Source organism: Caldibacillus debilis DSM 16016 (assembly GCF_000383875.1).
GTDB classification, from domain to species: Bacteria; Bacillota; Bacilli; order Bacillales; family Caldibacillaceae; genus Caldibacillus; species Caldibacillus debilis.
Genome location: NZ_KB912899.1, coordinates 1 through 13,333, shown reverse-complemented (window position 1 = coordinate 13,333; position 13,333 = coordinate 1). Strand labels below are relative to the sequence as shown.

The following is a 13,333-nucleotide window of genomic DNA, read 5'->3' as shown; positions in this document are numbered from 1 at the left end:
CTCCTTCAAAACGTCGAAACCCCGGCTAGACGCAAACCCAACCCTTCTTCTAACCGAAATTCCCTCCATTCTTGTTTACCGTCGTCCGCAAGATCTTCCGAATTTTTCAAAACATCCGGTCATTTCCATTATAGACATCGGTCAAAAATCCAAACCGTACCTTATACGCGTCGACGTTTTGGCGGACGGCAGCCGTTGTGGGGAACCGGTGTTACGTCTTTAATGGCGGTCACTTCAAGCCCTGCGGCTTGCAATGCGCGAATCGCGGCTTCGCGGCCCGCGCCCGGTCCTTTCACATTGACTTCCAGCGTTTTCATGCCGTGCTCCATCGATGCTTTCGCGGCGGCTTCCGCAGCCATTTGCGCGGCATAGGGGGTGGACTTGCGGGAACCTTTGAATCCCAACGTGCCTGCACTGGCCCAGGCGATCGTATTTCCGTGGGGGTCGGTAATCGTTACGATCGTATTGTTAAAGGTGGAGCGGATATGGGCAATTCCGGTTTCGACGTTCTTTTTGACACGGCGTCTGCGCGTTGTTTTACGTGCCATCTTCAATGACCTCCTTTACCTGTTATTTTTTCTTGTTCGCAACCGTCTTCCGCGGGCCTTTCCGGGTCCGGGCGTTGTTCTTCGTGTTTTGTCCGCGAACGGGGAGCCCTCTGCGGTGGCGTAATCCGCGATAGCAGCCGATTTCGATCAGTCGTTTGATGTTTAACGAAACTTCCCGGCGGAGATCCCCTTCGACTTTCAATTTTTCGACAAGATCACGGATCCTGTTCAATTCTTCTTCCGTCAGATCCCTTACCCGTGTATCTTCGGATACGCCGGCCTCTTTCAAAATCTTTTGCGCCGTCGGTTTGCCGATGCCGTAAATATATGTCAACGAAATGACTACCCGTTTGTCCCGAGGAATGTCAACACCTGCGATACGTGCCATCGCTTTTGCACCTCCTTTGAAATTAACCTTGTTTTTGTTTATGTTTCGGATTTTCGCAAATAACCATCACTTTTCCTCGTCTGCGAATGACTTTGCACTTTTCGCACATGGGTTTTACAGACGGTCTGACCTTCATCGTTTAACCTCCCTATCGGACGGAGTGAATTATTTATACCGGTACGTGATTCTTCCACGGGTCAAATCATAGGGGGACAGTTCCACCGTCACTTTATCCCCCGGCAAAATGCGGATAAAATGCATGCGGATCTTGCCTGATACGTGGGCAAGGACCGTATGCCCATTTTCTAATTCTACTTTAAACATGGCGTTTGGTAAAGTTTCTTTAACCGTACCTTCCACTTCAATGACATCGTCTTTCGCCATCGTTATTGTCTCCCTCCTCTTCCGTCAAGTGTTTCAAACGAAACTGGACCAGCGCATGGCGCAGCTTTCCGTTTGTCACTTGACCGGTTTCGTTAAGGCTGTTTCGAACTTCCGGGGAAACATAGGAACACAGCTGCAGATGCAACAAATTTTTCTTTTTCGGACGGGAAAAGGTCCGCTTTTCACCGTCGGCAACGAGAACGGTTCGGGAATCCAACCGTTTGATGACGATAGCGTATTGGCCTTGGTCTTTTCCTTGACGGATCTTGACGACCCGTCCGATCAGATCAACGGGATCCGCTTTCCGCACGGCGATTCACCCTCAAAACAAGGATTCCCGGCGAAACGGGCGACCGGCTTCTCCGCGGAAAAATTCTGCGGATGAAGCGGCGTTCAGCCGTTATTTTTCCAGCACGGCGGCAATGTCGGCAAACACCCGGTCGATGGGCTGGTCGCCGTCGATCGTGAAAAGGCAGCCCCGCTCGGCGTAAAATTGCAGCAGCGGCGCCATCTGTTTCCGGTTCACTTCCAGCCGGTTTTTCACCGTCTCCGCGGAATCGTCGGGCCGTTGATACAATTCCCCGCCGCACCTGTCGCAAACATTCTCCTGTTTCGGAGGATGGAATTGAATATGATAGGTCGCCCCGCAAGATTTGCAAACCCTGCGTCCGGCCAACCGTTCCGTCAGCAGGTTGACGTCGACTTCGATATGCAGGCAGTATTCGATTTTCTTATTCCATTCGTTCAAAATTTCCTCCAGGCTTTCCGCTTGAACGAGATTCCTCGGAAAACCATCCAGCAAAAAACCTTCCCGGCAGTCCGGTTCCTTCAGCCGGTCGCGGACGATCCCGACCGTCACTTCGTCCGGAACCAATTCGCCTTTGTCCATGAAGGTTTTCGCCTTCATGCCGAGCTCCGTTTTTTCACTGATCGCCCGGCGGAACATGTCTCCGGTAGAAATGTGAGGGATACGGAATTTCTCCACGATTTTTTCCGCCTGGGTTCCTTTTCCTGCGCCGGGGAGACCCATCAAGATTATGTTCATCGCTATTCCCCCTAAAGTCTGTGGAGATTTTGGACGCCTCGCTTTCCAGGCTCCTGAACCGCCATCACCGTTTGATGAAGCCTTTATAATGGCGTTTGACCAGCTGGGTTTCCAACTGTTTCATCGTTTCCAGGGCGACGCCGACAACAATCAACAAGCTCGTGCCGCCGATCCGGACGGATGCCGGCAGGCTGGCGATTTTCGTGAAGAAGACCGGCAATACGGCGATGACCGCCAAAAAGATGGATCCGACAAAAGTCAGGTTAATCAGCCGTTGGGTGAAATATTCCTGGGTGTTTCTCCCCGGCCGTATGCCCGGAATATAACCGCCCTGCTTTTTCAAGTTATCCGCCAGCTGCTCCGGATTGACCTGCACGAAGGCATAGAAATAAGTGAAGGCGATGATCAGCAATACGTACAGAACCATTCCGTAAGGGTTCGTATAGTTAAAATATTTGACGATCCAATCGGTAACGGGATTGCTGCCGAAGAAGGAAGCGATCGTCGGCGGCGTGACGATGAACGACACGGCGAAAATGATCGGGATGACCCCCGCCGAGTTGACCTTCAGCGGAATGTGGGTGGAATGGGCGCCCACCGTGCTCCTTCCGGCGATCCGTTTCGCGTATTGGATCGGGATTTTCCGGTTTGCCTGCTGCACAAAAATGACGCCGACAATGATCGCCAAGATGAGGAGAACAAGCAAGACCATGATGACGATCCGCAAGAACAGCTGATCGCCGGCATTTTCAAATTGCTGGGCGTAAATCTGGTTGATCATCGAAGGGAACCCCGCGACGATCCCGGCAAAAATGATGATGGAAATGCCGTTCCCGACGCCCTTTGCCGTAATCTGTTCCCCGAGCCAAAGAAGAAAGGCGGTGCCGGCTGTCAACACCAAGGCAATGAGCAGGTAGTTGCCGAAGGAAGTATCTTGGATCAGCATTCCGCCCGTCGTCCGGTTAAATCCGATGGACATGCCGATCGCCTGGATAAAGCCGATGACCACCGCGCCGTAGCGGGTCAATTGGGCCAATTTCTTCCGGCCGACTTCCCCCTGCTTGGACCATTCGGTCAATTTCGGGACAACATCCATCTGCAAAAGCTGGATGATGATGGAGGCCGTGATGTAGGGCATGACCCCCATGGCAAAAATCGAAAAGTTTTGCAGCGCCCCGCCTCCGAATATATTCAAAATGCCGAAGGCGTTCAATTCATGCTCGAATTTCAAGTATTCCGCGTTTACCCCCGGAACCGGGATGAACGTCCCAATACGAAAGACGATTAACATCAATAAAGTAAAAAGGATTTTATTCCTTATATCCTTCACGCGCATAAAATTGGAGATTGTCTGGAACATTAAATCACCTCAATTTTCCCGCCTGCGGCTTCGATGGCTTCCTTCGCTGCAGATGAGAATTTATGAGCCTTTACGGTCAGTTTCTTTTCCAGGGACCCTTTCGCCAAAATTTTGATTCCGGCTTTTTCTTTCTTGACGACGCCAGTTTCCACCAGAAGTTCGGGGGTGACTTCCGTGCCGTCTTCAAACCGGTTTAACGTGGACAGGTTCACGATCGCATATTCTTTTCGGTGGATATTGGTGAATCCCCGCTTCGGCAAACGGCGGAACAAGGGCGTTTGACCGCCTTCAAATCCCGGACGGACTCCGCCGCCGGAACGGGCGTTCTGTCCCTTTTGACCCCTTCCCGATGTTTTTCCGGTTCCGCTTCCGATGCCGCGGCCGACACGTTTCCGTTCTTTTCTCGAACCTTCAGCCGGTTTCAACTCGTGAAGTTTCATGTTGGCACCTCCTTAAGTCATTATCGCGTACCTTATAATTCTTTCACCGTTACAAGGTGGGATACCTTCTTGATCATGCCGCGAATGGAAGGATGATCAGGTTTTTCGACGGTCTGATGCAATTTTCTTAAGCCGAGGGCTTTTACGGTATCCCGTTGATCTTTCGGACGGCCGATTAAACTGCGAGTAAGGGTTATTTGTAATTTGTTGGCCATTTCCATTCCCCCCTTATCCTAACAGCTCTTCCACTGTTTTATTGCGCAGTCTCGCCACGTCTTCGACCCGTTTCAATTGTTTGATGCCGTCCATCGTCGCGCGCACCATGTTAATCGGCGTGTTGGATCCCAAGGATTTCGACAGGATGTCGCTGATGCCCGCCAATTCCAACACGGCACGGACCGGTCCTCCGGCGATAACTCCGGTACCCGGACGGGCAGGCTTCAACAAAATTTTTCCCGCGCTGAAATGACCGATGACTTCATGAGGAATGGTCGTTCCGGAGCGGGGAACTTCAACCAGGTTTTTCTTCGCGTTTTCGATCGCTTTCCGGATGGCGTCGGGCACTTCCGCCGCTTTGCCGGTTCCGAAGCCGACATGACCGTTCTTGTCACCGACAACGACAAGGGCGGAAAAACGGAAACGGCGTCCGCCTTTGACAACCTTCGCCACGCGGTTTACGGAAACTACTCGCTCTTCCAGTTCCAATTTATTCGGGTCAATGCGATGCATATGTTTTCCCTCCTTTTGCGATTAAAATTCCAAGCCGGCTTCTCTCGCCGCCTCGGCAAGGGCTTTGACGCGACCGTGGTACAAATAGCCTCCCCGGTCAAAAACGACCTTTTTGTATCCTTTTTCGAGCGCCCGCTTGGCAATTAATTCCCCGACCTTTTTCGCAGCTTCGATGTTTTTCGTCGATTCCAGGTCGAGATCCTTTTCCAGCGTGGATGCGCTGGCCAGCGTGACGCCCTTCGTATCGTCGATCAATTGGGCGTAGATATGTTGGTTCGAACGGAATACGTTCAATCGCGGACGTTCAGGAGTTCCGGATATTTTGGCGCGTATACGGGCATGCCTTTTTTTGCGGAGAGCATTTCTGTCCGGTTTCGTAATCATTTCAGTCACTCCTTTCTTAACGCTTTATGCGGCATTACTTCTTACCGGTTTTTCCTTCCTTGCGGCGCACGTATTCTCCTTCGTAACGGATGCCTTTTCCTTTATAAGGTTCGGGAGGACGCACGTCGCGGATATTCGCCGCAAGCTGACCGACCTTTTCCTTGTCGATCCCTTTGACTACGATCTTCGTATTGGACGGCACTTCGATTTCCAATCCCTTTTCCGGAACGATTTCCACCGGATGGGAGAAGCCGACGTTCAAAACAAGCTTGTTTCCTTGTTTTTGGGCCCGGTAACCGACACCGACCAATTCCAAAGATTTTTCGAACCCTTCGGACACGCCCTTCACCATGTTGGCGATGATCGCCCGCGTCGTTCCGTGCAGGGTGCGGTGCAATTTGGAATCGGAAGGCCTGCTGACGACCACTTCGTTATTTTCAACTTTTATCGTCATATCCGGATGAAAGTCACGGGAAAGTTCCCCTTTCGGTCCTTTGACGGTCACATGGCTGCCGCTGACCGTAACGGTAACTCCTGACGGAATTGCAATCGGTTTTCTGCCAATTCGAGACATCGTTACACCTCCATTCCTGCCTGTTACCAAACGTAGGCAATGATTTCCCCGCCGACATTTTTCGCGCGGGCTTCCTTGTCTGTCAAGATCCCTTGGGACGTGGATACGATGGCGATCCCGAGGCCGTTCAGCACCTTCGGTATTTCGTTGGCCTTCGCATAGACGCGCAGACCGGGTTTGCTGATTCGTTTTAATCCGGTGATGACGCGCTCGTTGTTCGGGCCGTATTTGAGGAAAATCCGAAGAATCCCTTGTTTGTTGTCTTCGATATATTCAAAGTCACGAATGAAGCCTTCCCGCTTCAAGATTTCCACGATTTCCCTCTTCATTTTGGAAGCCGGGACTTCCAGGCTCTCGTGACGAACCATGTTCGCATTACGGATGCGGGTGAGCAAATCTGCAATCGGATCTGTCATTACCATAAAATTTACCTCCTTCCCTTCATCGGGTTTTACCAGCTGGCTTTTCGAATGCCGGGGATTTGACCTTTATGGGCAAGTTCGCGGAAACAAATCCTGCACAATTTAAATTTCCGGTAAACGGCATGGGGGCGTCCGCAACGTTCACAACGGGTATATTCGCGAACTTTAAACTTTTGCGGGCGTTTTTGTTTCGCGATCAGGGATTTTTTAGCCACGTTTTCGCCTCCTTTTCCTGATTATTTTTGGAAGGGCATGCCTAATGCTTCCAAAAGTTCACGGGATTCTTCATCGGTTTTCGCCGTCGTGACGATGACGATATCCATTCCCCGAACCTTGTTTACCTTTTCGTAGTCGATTTCAGGGAAAATGAGCTGCTCTCTGATACCCAGCGTATAATTTCCCCTGCCGTCAAAGGACTTCTTGGAAACTCCGCGGAAATCCCGGACCCGCGGCAAAGACACGGTCACCAATTTGTCCAAAAAGTCGTACATGCGGTCACCGCGCAGCGTCACTTTCGCTCCGATGGGCATCCCTTGGCGGAGACGGAATCCGGCGATGGATTTTTTCGCGCGGGTAATGACCGGCTTTTGACCGCTGATGTACATCAATTCTTCGACCGCGCTGTCCAGCGCCTTCGGATTTTGAACGGCGTCTCCGACACCCATGTTGATCACGATTTTTTCAACCTTCGGTACTTGCATCACGGATTTATAATTGAATTTTTTCATTAAAGCAGGAACGACTTCCTTCAAGTATTTCTCTTTCAAGCGACCCATTCCATGTACCTCCTTTCCTTGCTACCGTTATTTATCCAATACCTCACCGGATTTTTTCGCGATGCGGACTTTTTTGCCGTCAACGATCTTATAGCCGACCCTCGTCGGTTCGCCCGTTTTCGGGTCGATCGGCATGACATTCGATACATGAATTGGAGCTTCCTTGGTGATAATTCCCCCTTGGGGATTCTCCTGAGACGGTTTGGCATGTTTCTTTATGAGATTCACGCCTTCCACGAGGACCCGGTTCTTTTTCGGAAAGGCGGCGAGAACGACTCCCGTTTTCCCTTTGTCTTTACCGCTGATGACTTTCACTTTGTCGCCTTTTTTCACATGCATCGGTTTGCACCTCCTTCAAGCCTTGAGCTCGATTATAAAACTTCCGGAGCCAAAGAAACGATCTTCATAAAGTTTTTGTCGCGAAGTTCCCGGGCCACCGGTCCGAAAATACGGGTGCCGCGGGGGCTTTTGTCTTCACGGATGAGAACGCAGGCGTTTTCGTCAAAACGGATGTAGGACCCGTCGCTACGGCGAACGCCCCGTTTCGTGCGGACGACCACGGCTTTGACGACGTCCCCTTTTTTGACAACGCCGCCAGGTGTTGCTTGCTTGACGGTGCAAACAATGACATCGCCGATATTGGCATATTTTCTTCCGGAACCGCCCAGGACTTTGATGGTCAGGACTTCACGGGCGCCGGTATTATCTGCGACTTTTAATCTTGATTCCTGTTGGATCATCTTCGAGTACCTCCCTTCGGATACCGTTAAATCTTGACGGCTTTTTCAACGATCTCGAGTAACCGGAAACGTTTTGTCCTCGACAGCGGACGTGTTTCCATAATGCGGACAATGTCGCCGATTTTCGCTTCGTTCTTTTCGTCATGGGCTTTGAATTTCTTGGAATATCTCACCCGTTTGCCGTACAGGGGGTGCATTTTGTAGGTTTCGACCAAGACGGTGATCGTTTTGTCCATCTTGTCCGAAACGACGCGGCCCGTGTACACTTTCCGTTTGTTCCGTTCGCTCATCACGAAACCTCCTCCCATTATCAGTGGTTAATCCCGATCTCTCTTTCGCGGATGATGGTCTTCATTCGCGCAATCGTTTTGCGGACCTCACGGATTCTTGCGGTGTTTTCCAATTGCCCGGTAGCAAGCTGAAAGCGCAGATTGAACAATTCTTCCTTCAATTCTTTGATTTTTTGTTCGATTTCGGCAGTGGTTAAATCGCGGATTTCTTTAGCCTTCATTGTTCTCACCACCAATATCTTCGCGTTTTACGAATTTGCATTTAATCGGAAGTTTATGGGAAGCAAGGCGCAGAGCTTCACGGGCGACTTCTTCGGGCACCCCCGCCACTTCAAACATGACTTTCCCGGGTTTTACGACGGCAACCCAGCCTTCCGGAGCGCCTTTCCCGGAACCCATCCGCACTTCCAGCGGTTTGGCCGTATACGGTTTATGCGGGAAGATTTTAATCCAGACTTTACCGCCCCGTTTCATGAAACGGGTCATGGCAATACGGGCGGCTTCGATCTGCCGGTTGGTGATCCAGGCGGGTTCCAGCGCCTGCAGGCCGTATTCGCCGAATTTGACTTCCGTATCCCCTTTGGCGCGGCCCTTCATTCTTCCCCTTTGCTCACGGCGATACTTTACGCGTTTCGGCATTAACATGATTATTTGCCTCCTTCCCCGTTCTTTTTCTTTTCCGGAAGGACTTCGCCGCGGTAAATCCACACTTTTACGCCCAATTTTCCGTAGGTGGTTTGGGCTTCCGCCACGGCGTAATCGATATCGGCGCGCAGCGTATGGAGCGGCACAGTTCCTTCGCTGTAATGTTCGGACCGGGCAATATCCGCTCCGCCCAATCGGCCGGATACCATCGTCTTAATCCCTTTCGCTCCGGCGCGCATCGCCCGTTGGATGGCTTGCTTTTGGGCGCGGCGGAAGGAAACGCGGTTTTCCAGTTGGCGGGCGATGTTTTCCGCCACGAGTTTCGCATCCAAATCCGCTTTCTTAATCTCCATAATGTTGATATGAACCTTTTTCCCGGTCATTTCGTTTAATTCTTTCCGGAGCGCTTCCACTTCCTGGCCGCCTTTGCCGATGACCATCCCCGGTTTTGCGGTGTGAATGGTGATGTTTACCCGGTTGGCGGCCCTTTCGATCTCGATATTGGATACGGCCGCATCGCTCAGCCGTTTATACAAGTAATCGCGAATCTTAATATCTTCATGCAGCAAGGTGGCGTAGTCCTTTTCCGCGTACCATCTGGATTGCCAGTCGCGGATGATGCCAATTCTCAGGCCTATCGGGTTAACTTTTTGACCCACTCATTATCCCTCCTTTTTTTCCGATACGACGATCGTAATATGGCTTGTTCTTTTCCGGATCGGGCTCGCGCTTCCCCGTGCCCGCGGACGGTATCTTTTCAACGTCGGCCCTTCGTCCACATAAGCCTTCGTGATGACCAGCTTGTTGACATCCATTTCATAGTTGTGTTCCGCATTCGCCACGGCGGATTTCACCACTTTTTCCACGATCACGGAAGCCGCCTTGGGCGTATGGCGCAAAATCGCAAACGCCTCCTGGACTTTTTTGCCGCGGATGAGATCGACGACCAAACGCGCTTTACGAGGCGCTATGCGCACTGTTCTGGCGACAGCTCTAGCTTCCATGGGATTGCCCTCCTCTCATTACCGTTTTGTTTTCTTATCATCGCCGGCGTGACCTCTGAACGTGCGTGTCGGCGCAAATTCTCCCAATTTGTGGCCGACCATGTCTTCCGTAATGTATACGGGAACATGTTTGCGCCCGTCATAAACAGCGATCGTATGTCCGACAAAGGACGGGAAAATGGTGGAACGGCGCGACCATGTTTTAATGACTTGCTTCTTGTTTTCCTTATTCAATTTCTCAATCTTTTTTAACAGATGTTCATCCGCAAATGGACCTTTTTTCAAGCTGCGACCCATTTTTGAACCTCCCTTCCGAATTGCGCTTTCGTTCGTTTCCTAAAGCGTGGCGATTCGTTATTTATTCCGGCGACGGATAATATATTTATCCGTGGGATGGTTTTTCTTCCTCGTTTTATAGCCTAATGCGGGTTTGCCCCACGGGGTCATCGGCGATTTTCTTCCGATCGGCGCTTTACCTTCCCCACCGCCGTGCGGGTGATCGCTCGGGTTCATGACCGATCCGCGCACCGTCGGACGGATGCCCAGCCAACGGGATCTTCCCGCTTTTCCGATCGTGATCAGCTCATGTTGCTCGTTGCCGACTTGGCCGACCGTCGCGCGGCAGGTGTTCAAAATCATGCGGACTTCGCCGGACGCCAGACGGACGATCGCATATTTCCCTTCCTTCCCTAAAACTTGGGCGCTGGTTCCGGCGGCACGGACCAATTGTCCCCCTTTGCCGGGTTTCAATTCGATGTTATGGATGTAAGTACCCACCGGGATATTCGCCAAAGGAAGGGCGTTTCCGACTTTGATGTCGGCATCGGGTCCGGACATGACTTCCATGCCCACGGTCAATCCCTTCGGCGCGATGATGTATCTTTTTTCTCCGTCGGCATAATGGATAAGGGCAATATTGGCGGAACGGTTCGGATCGTATTCGATCGTGGCAACGCGTCCTGGAATGCCATCTTTATCGCGTTTAAAATCAATCAGCCGGTATTGGCGCTTGTGACCGCCGCCCCTGTGACGAACGGTTAACTTCCCCTGGTTGTTGCGGCCCGCTTTTTTCGTCAACGGTCTCAGCAAGGATTTTTCCGGTTTGTCCGTGGTGATCTCGGAAAAATCGGAGACCGTCATGCCGCGACGACCATTGGAGGTGGGTTTATAAGTTTTGATCGCCATTTCTTTTTCCCTCCGTTTCTATTTTCGTTCTATGCTTGGAAGATTTCGATCTCTTTGCTGTCAGGGGTTAACGTAACGATCGCTTTTTTCCGTCTGTTCGTATACCCGGTATAGCGGCCCATTCTTTTCCGTTTTCCTTTGTAGTTCATGATGTTGACAGCGGCCACTTTGACGCCGAAGATTTCTTCGACGGCTTGTTTCACCTGGGTTTTGTTGGCTCTTACGTCCACTTCAAAGGTATATTTTTTATTTTCCAAGGCGCTCATCGATTTTTCAGTGATTACGGGGCGCTTGATGATATCACGAGCATCCATTATGCCAGCACCTCCTCCACTTTTTCGACCGCGTCCTTCGTCATGATCAGGTGGTCATGACCGACGAGGTCCAGCACATTGATGCCGGAGGCATCCACCACTTTCACGCCGGGAATGTTCCGCGCGGAAAGATAAACATTTTCGTCCATTTCTCCGGTAACCACCAACGCCTTTTTCTCCACCGAAAGATTTTTAAGGACATTGATGAAATCCTTCGTTTTCGGTTTTTCCAAGGACAATTGGTCGAGCACCAGCAGCTGTTTATCCAGCACCTTGGAGGATAAGGCGGATTTCAAGGCTAACCGGCGCACTTTTTTCGGCAGTTTGTAGCTGTAGTCCCTCGGAACCGGTCCGAAGACGATACCGCCGCCGCGCCATTGCGGAGCACGGATGGATCCTTGACGGGCGCGTCCCGTTCCCTTTTGACGCCAAGGTTTGCGGCCGCCGCCGCTCACTTCGGCGCGGTTTTTCGTTTTATGCGTTCCCTGGCGCATGGAAGCGCGCTGCATGACAATCGCTTCAAACAACACATGTTGATTCGGTTCTATGCCAAAAACGGCATCGTTCAGTTCAATTTCCCCTACTTCCGACCCGTTTTGATTATATAAGGTTACTTTCGGCATCCTTTACTCCTCCTTTCCTGGAAGCTATCTCGCTTTGACTGCGCTTTTGATTTTCACTACCGCTTTTCTCGGGCCCGGAACGTTTCCTTTAATTAAAAGCAGGTTGCGTTCGGGATCCACTTTGACGATCTCCAGGTTTTGGATCGTGACTTGCTGCCCGCCCATGCGGCCCGGCAATTCCTTCGATTTGAATACCCGGTTGGGCGCGATGGAACCCATCGAGCCGGGACGACGATGATAGCGGGAACCGTGGGACATCGGACCGCGGGATTGGCCGTGGCGTTTGATCGCGCCTTGGAACCCTTTCCCTTTGGAGATCCCCGTCACATCCACTTTATTCCCCGGTGCAAAAATATCGACTTTGATTTCCTGACCAACTTCGTATTCGTCCAAATTGACTCCGCGAATTTCGCTGATGAAGCGCTTAGGAGCAGTGTTCGCCTTCGCGGCATGGCCTTTTTCGGGCTTGTTTGCCAGCCGTTCGGGTTTATCTTCAAAGCCGAGTTGAATGGCTTCGTAACCGTCATTTTCCAAGGTTTTCTTTTGCAAAACGACATTCGGCGTCGCTTCGATTACGGTGACAGGAATAACGTCCCCGTTCTCGGCGAACACTTGCGTCATTCCGATCTTTCTTCCTAAGATTCCTTTGGTCATTCGTCACACCTCCTAATTGAAATTCCCTTTGACCCTTATAATTTGATTTCTATGTCTACACCCGACGGCAAATCCAGCCTCATTAAGGAATCGACCGTTTGCGGAGTGGGGTTGATGATGTCGATCAGCCTCTTATGGGTCCGCATCTCAAATTGTTCGCGGGAATCCTTATATTTATGGACCGCACGCAAAATCGTGTACACGGATTTTTCCGTCGGAAGCGGGATCGGTCCACTCACGGATGCACCGGAACGTTTTGCCGTTTCAACGATTTTTTCCGCCGATTGATCGAGAATTCTGTGATCGTACGCCTTTAAACGGATGCGAATCTTTTGTTTTGCCATTATTTTCCCTCCTTTTCGCCTAATTTCTAGACATACTCCATGGAAATTCCCTGCACACTCGCCATGGCAAAGCGGCCGGGTGTGTCAGCAACCTTCCACTTCATCGCATTTTTAGCCAACATTTTTCATTATACTAAAATGCGATTCCTGGTGCAACCACTTTCTGTATTCCTGTTGTTCGTCTGTGATATTGTCATATTGTAACGCTTCAGTGAAAATGTCAGTATGAGACAGGAGCGAATTCCATTGAGCAAAAAAGAATTGTAGCGTTACAAAGTCATTCGTCAATGGATCGAAGGGTATATCACGGGAAAACAAGCTGCCGAATTGTTATCGCTAAGTCTTCGTCAGGTTTATCGCCTCAAAAAACGAGTCCTTGAGGAGGATGAAAACGGAGTCATTCACAAAAACCGGGGGCGAAAACCTGCACATGCCTTATCCGAAGACATCCGGCAAAAAATCCTGAATCTCCGCCAAAGTGAAA

At 50.9% G+C, this 13,333-nt stretch carries 29 protein-coding genes; 1 reads left to right on the top strand and 28 read right to left on the bottom strand.

What is annotated here, in order from left to right:
- Window positions 1–161: 161 nt before the first annotated feature.
- The 28 genes from rpsK to rpsJ all read right to left on the bottom strand — a co-directional run bounded on the left by rpsK (window position 162) and on the right by rpsJ (window position 12,849).
- A complete protein-coding gene (gene rpsK, locus A3EQ_RS0112630; RefSeq protein ID WP_020155537.1) occupies window positions 162–548 on the bottom strand; it encodes a 30S ribosomal protein S11 in 387 nt (128 codons plus the stop codon).
- A gap of 22 nt (window positions 549–570) precedes the next feature.
- Window positions 571–936, bottom strand: coding sequence for a 30S ribosomal protein S13 (gene rpsM / locus A3EQ_RS0112625; protein WP_020155536.1), 366 nt, complete (start codon window positions 934–936; stop codon window positions 571–573).
- Between the two features lie 22 nt (window positions 937–958).
- Complete coding sequence (rpmJ, locus tag A3EQ_RS22220; RefSeq protein WP_017381497.1) at window positions 959–1,072, bottom strand: 50S ribosomal protein L36; 114 nt, start codon at window positions 1,070–1,072, stop codon at window positions 959–961.
- Window positions 1,073–1,101: 29 nt separating this feature from the next.
- Window positions 1,102–1,320: a translation initiation factor IF-1 gene (infA, locus tag A3EQ_RS0112620; protein WP_020155535.1), complete on the bottom strand. Its 219-nt coding sequence runs from the start codon at window positions 1,318–1,320 to the stop codon at window positions 1,102–1,104.
- Window positions 1,298–1,630: a KOW domain-containing RNA-binding protein gene (locus A3EQ_RS0112615; RefSeq protein ID WP_020155534.1), complete on the bottom strand. Its 333-nt coding sequence runs from the start codon at window positions 1,628–1,630 to the stop codon at window positions 1,298–1,300. Before A3EQ_RS0112615 ends, infA begins: the two co-directional genes overlap by 23 nt.
- A gap of 90 nt (window positions 1,631–1,720) precedes the next feature.
- Window positions 1,721–2,365 (bottom strand): adenylate kinase, encoded by a 645-nt coding sequence (locus A3EQ_RS0112610; protein WP_020155533.1) that lies wholly within the window; start codon window positions 2,363–2,365, stop codon window positions 1,721–1,723.
- A 64-nt stretch (window positions 2,366–2,429) separates the two neighbouring features.
- Window positions 2,430–3,725 (bottom strand): preprotein translocase subunit SecY, encoded by a 1,296-nt coding sequence (gene secY / locus A3EQ_RS0112605; protein ID WP_020155532.1) that lies wholly within the window; start codon window positions 3,723–3,725, stop codon window positions 2,430–2,432.
- A complete protein-coding gene (gene rplO / locus A3EQ_RS0112600; RefSeq protein ID WP_020155531.1) occupies window positions 3,725–4,165 on the bottom strand; it encodes a 50S ribosomal protein L15 in 441 nt (146 codons plus the stop codon). Before rplO ends, secY begins: the two co-directional genes overlap by 1 nt.
- Window positions 4,166–4,197: 32 nt before the next feature.
- On the bottom strand, window positions 4,198–4,380 hold the full coding sequence (rpmD, locus tag A3EQ_RS0112595) for a 50S ribosomal protein L30 (RefSeq protein WP_020155530.1): 183 nt from the start codon (window positions 4,378–4,380) through the stop codon (window positions 4,198–4,200).
- A gap of 13 nt (window positions 4,381–4,393) precedes the next feature.
- The gene (gene rpsE, locus A3EQ_RS0112590; RefSeq protein ID WP_020155529.1) at window positions 4,394–4,894 is read right to left on the bottom strand and encodes a 30S ribosomal protein S5; all 501 of its coding nucleotides are present in this window, start codon (window positions 4,892–4,894) and stop codon (window positions 4,394–4,396) included.
- 21 nt (window positions 4,895–4,915) lie between these two features.
- Window positions 4,916–5,278 (bottom strand): 50S ribosomal protein L18, encoded by a 363-nt coding sequence (gene rplR, locus A3EQ_RS0112585; protein ID WP_020155528.1) that lies wholly within the window; start codon window positions 5,276–5,278, stop codon window positions 4,916–4,918.
- A 34-nt stretch (window positions 5,279–5,312) separates the two neighbouring features.
- Window positions 5,313–5,852 (bottom strand): 50S ribosomal protein L6, encoded by a 540-nt coding sequence (gene rplF, locus A3EQ_RS0112580; RefSeq protein WP_020155527.1) that lies wholly within the window; start codon window positions 5,850–5,852, stop codon window positions 5,313–5,315.
- Window positions 5,853–5,875: 23 nt separating this feature from the next.
- Window positions 5,876–6,274, bottom strand: a complete 399-nt coding sequence (gene rpsH / locus A3EQ_RS0112575; protein WP_020155526.1) for a 30S ribosomal protein S8 — start codon at window positions 6,272–6,274, stop codon at window positions 5,876–5,878.
- Window positions 6,275–6,303: 29 nt separating this feature from the next.
- On the bottom strand, window positions 6,304–6,489 hold the full coding sequence (locus A3EQ_RS0112570; protein ID WP_020155525.1) for a type Z 30S ribosomal protein S14: 186 nt from the start codon (window positions 6,487–6,489) through the stop codon (window positions 6,304–6,306).
- Window positions 6,490–6,510: 21 nt separating this feature from the next.
- The gene (gene rplE, locus A3EQ_RS0112565; protein WP_020155524.1) at window positions 6,511–7,050 is read right to left on the bottom strand and encodes a 50S ribosomal protein L5; all 540 of its coding nucleotides are present in this window, start codon (window positions 7,048–7,050) and stop codon (window positions 6,511–6,513) included.
- 27 nt (window positions 7,051–7,077) lie between these two features.
- Entirely contained in the window at window positions 7,078–7,389 is a 312-nt protein-coding gene (gene rplX / locus A3EQ_RS0112560; RefSeq protein WP_020155523.1) for a 50S ribosomal protein L24, read from the bottom strand.
- A 32-nt stretch (window positions 7,390–7,421) separates the two neighbouring features.
- The gene (rplN, locus tag A3EQ_RS0112555; protein WP_020155522.1) at window positions 7,422–7,790 is read right to left on the bottom strand and encodes a 50S ribosomal protein L14; all 369 of its coding nucleotides are present in this window, start codon (window positions 7,788–7,790) and stop codon (window positions 7,422–7,424) included.
- 26 nt (window positions 7,791–7,816) lie between these two features.
- Window positions 7,817–8,080, bottom strand: coding sequence for a 30S ribosomal protein S17 (gene rpsQ, locus A3EQ_RS0112550; RefSeq protein ID WP_020155521.1), 264 nt, complete (start codon window positions 8,078–8,080; stop codon window positions 7,817–7,819).
- Between the two features lie 20 nt (window positions 8,081–8,100).
- Complete coding sequence (rpmC, locus tag A3EQ_RS0112545; RefSeq protein WP_020155520.1) at window positions 8,101–8,301, bottom strand: 50S ribosomal protein L29; 201 nt, start codon at window positions 8,299–8,301, stop codon at window positions 8,101–8,103.
- Window positions 8,291–8,725 (bottom strand): 50S ribosomal protein L16, encoded by a 435-nt coding sequence (gene rplP, locus A3EQ_RS0112540; protein ID WP_020155519.1) that lies wholly within the window; start codon window positions 8,723–8,725, stop codon window positions 8,291–8,293. The genes rpmC and rplP overlap by 11 nt, the downstream gene beginning before the upstream one ends.
- 2 nt (window positions 8,726–8,727) lie before the next feature.
- Window positions 8,728–9,384 carry a 30S ribosomal protein S3 gene (rpsC, locus tag A3EQ_RS0112535; protein ID WP_020155518.1) on the bottom strand — a complete coding sequence of 219 codons (657 nt, stop codon included), beginning with the start codon at window positions 9,382–9,384 and terminating at the stop codon, window positions 8,728–8,730.
- A gap of 3 nt (window positions 9,385–9,387) precedes the next feature.
- On the bottom strand, window positions 9,388–9,729 hold the full coding sequence (rplV, locus tag A3EQ_RS0112530; protein ID WP_020155517.1) for a 50S ribosomal protein L22: 342 nt from the start codon (window positions 9,727–9,729) through the stop codon (window positions 9,388–9,390).
- 18 nt (window positions 9,730–9,747) lie between these two features.
- Complete coding sequence (gene rpsS, locus A3EQ_RS0112525; protein ID WP_020155516.1) at window positions 9,748–10,026, bottom strand: 30S ribosomal protein S19; 279 nt, start codon at window positions 10,024–10,026, stop codon at window positions 9,748–9,750.
- A gap of 57 nt (window positions 10,027–10,083) precedes the next feature.
- Window positions 10,084–10,914, bottom strand: coding sequence for a 50S ribosomal protein L2 (gene rplB / locus A3EQ_RS0112520; protein WP_020155515.1), 831 nt, complete (start codon window positions 10,912–10,914; stop codon window positions 10,084–10,086).
- A 29-nt stretch (window positions 10,915–10,943) separates the two neighbouring features.
- On the bottom strand, window positions 10,944–11,231 hold the full coding sequence (rplW, locus tag A3EQ_RS0112515) for a 50S ribosomal protein L23 (protein WP_026499943.1): 288 nt from the start codon (window positions 11,229–11,231) through the stop codon (window positions 10,944–10,946).
- Entirely contained in the window at window positions 11,228–11,851 is a 624-nt protein-coding gene (rplD, locus tag A3EQ_RS0112510) for a 50S ribosomal protein L4 (protein ID WP_020155513.1), read from the bottom strand. The genes rplW and rplD overlap by 4 nt, the downstream gene beginning before the upstream one ends.
- A gap of 24 nt (window positions 11,852–11,875) precedes the next feature.
- Complete coding sequence (gene rplC / locus A3EQ_RS0112505) at window positions 11,876–12,505, bottom strand: 50S ribosomal protein L3 (RefSeq protein ID WP_020155512.1); 630 nt, start codon at window positions 12,503–12,505, stop codon at window positions 11,876–11,878.
- Window positions 12,506–12,540: 35 nt separating this feature from the next.
- A complete protein-coding gene (rpsJ, locus tag A3EQ_RS0112500; RefSeq protein WP_020155511.1) occupies window positions 12,541–12,849 on the bottom strand; it encodes a 30S ribosomal protein S10 in 309 nt (102 codons plus the stop codon).
- A 279-nt stretch (window positions 12,850–13,128) separates the two neighbouring features.
- On the opposite strand from rpsJ, the gene A3EQ_RS22215 reads away from it, so the two are divergent.
- Window positions 13,129–13,333: helix-turn-helix domain-containing protein (locus A3EQ_RS22215; RefSeq protein ID WP_154652874.1), on the top strand; the 205-nt coding region annotated here is incomplete at its 3' end.

What these genes read in the sequence shown, in the direction of transcription:
- rpsJ (WP_020155511.1), bottom strand. Translation starts at nt 12,849, where the DNA reads ATGGCAAAACAAAAGATTCGCATCCGTTTAAAGGCGTACGATCACAGA.
- rplN (WP_020155522.1), bottom strand. Translation starts at nt 7,790, where the DNA reads ATGATCCAACAGGAATCAAGATTAAAAGTCGCAGATAATACCGGCGCC.
- rpsK (WP_020155537.1), bottom strand. Translation starts at nt 548, where the DNA reads ATGGCACGTAAAACAACGCGCAGACGCCGTGTCAAAAAGAACGTCGAA.
- rplD (WP_020155513.1), bottom strand. Translation starts at nt 11,851, where the DNA reads ATGCCGAAAGTAACCTTATATAATCAAAACGGGTCGGAAGTAGGGGAA.
- rplO (WP_020155531.1), bottom strand. Translation starts at nt 4,165, where the DNA reads ATGAAACTTCACGAGTTGAAACCGGCTGAAGGTTCGAGAAAAGAACGG.
- rpsE (WP_020155529.1), bottom strand. Translation starts at nt 4,894, where the DNA reads ATGCATCGCATTGACCCGAATAAATTGGAACTGGAAGAGCGAGTAGTT.
- rpmC (WP_020155520.1), bottom strand. Translation starts at nt 8,301, where the DNA reads ATGAAGGCTAAAGAAATCCGCGATTTAACCACTGCCGAAATCGAACAA.
- rplF (WP_020155527.1), bottom strand. Translation starts at nt 5,852, where the DNA reads ATGTCTCGAATTGGCAGAAAACCGATTGCAATTCCGTCAGGAGTTACC.
- rpsH (WP_020155526.1), bottom strand. Translation starts at nt 6,274, where the DNA reads ATGGTAATGACAGATCCGATTGCAGATTTGCTCACCCGCATCCGTAAT.
- rpmJ (WP_017381497.1), bottom strand. Translation starts at nt 1,072, where the DNA reads ATGAAGGTCAGACCGTCTGTAAAACCCATGTGCGAAAAGTGCAAAGTC.
- rplC (WP_020155512.1), bottom strand. Translation starts at nt 12,505, where the DNA reads ATGACCAAAGGAATCTTAGGAAGAAAGATCGGAATGACGCAAGTGTTC.
- secY (WP_020155532.1), bottom strand. Translation starts at nt 3,725, where the DNA reads ATGTTCCAGACAATCTCCAATTTTATGCGCGTGAAGGATATAAGGAAT.
- infA (WP_020155535.1), bottom strand. Translation starts at nt 1,320, where the DNA reads ATGGCGAAAGACGATGTCATTGAAGTGGAAGGTACGGTTAAAGAAACT.
- rplP (WP_020155519.1), bottom strand. Translation starts at nt 8,725, where the DNA reads ATGTTAATGCCGAAACGCGTAAAGTATCGCCGTGAGCAAAGGGGAAGA.
- A3EQ_RS0112610 (WP_020155533.1), bottom strand. Translation starts at nt 2,365, where the DNA reads ATGAACATAATCTTGATGGGTCTCCCCGGCGCAGGAAAAGGAACCCAG.
- rpsS (WP_020155516.1), bottom strand. Translation starts at nt 10,026, where the DNA reads ATGGGTCGCAGCTTGAAAAAAGGTCCATTTGCGGATGAACATCTGTTA.
- rplX (WP_020155523.1), bottom strand. Translation starts at nt 7,389, where the DNA reads ATGCATGTGAAAAAAGGCGACAAAGTGAAAGTCATCAGCGGTAAAGAC.
- rplB (WP_020155515.1), bottom strand. Translation starts at nt 10,914, where the DNA reads ATGGCGATCAAAACTTATAAACCCACCTCCAATGGTCGTCGCGGCATG.
- rplR (WP_020155528.1), bottom strand. Translation starts at nt 5,278, where the DNA reads ATGATTACGAAACCGGACAGAAATGCTCTCCGCAAAAAAAGGCATGCC.
- rplV (WP_020155517.1), bottom strand. Translation starts at nt 9,729, where the DNA reads ATGGAAGCTAGAGCTGTCGCCAGAACAGTGCGCATAGCGCCTCGTAAA.
- rpmD (WP_020155530.1), bottom strand. Translation starts at nt 4,380, where the DNA reads ATGGCCAACAAATTACAAATAACCCTTACTCGCAGTTTAATCGGCCGT.
- rplE (WP_020155524.1), bottom strand. Translation starts at nt 7,050, where the DNA reads ATGGGTCGCTTGAAAGAGAAATACTTGAAGGAAGTCGTTCCTGCTTTA.
- rpsM (WP_020155536.1), bottom strand. Translation starts at nt 936, where the DNA reads ATGGCACGTATCGCAGGTGTTGACATTCCTCGGGACAAACGGGTAGTC.
- rpsQ (WP_020155521.1), bottom strand. Translation starts at nt 8,080, where the DNA reads ATGAGCGAACGGAACAAACGGAAAGTGTACACGGGCCGCGTCGTTTCG.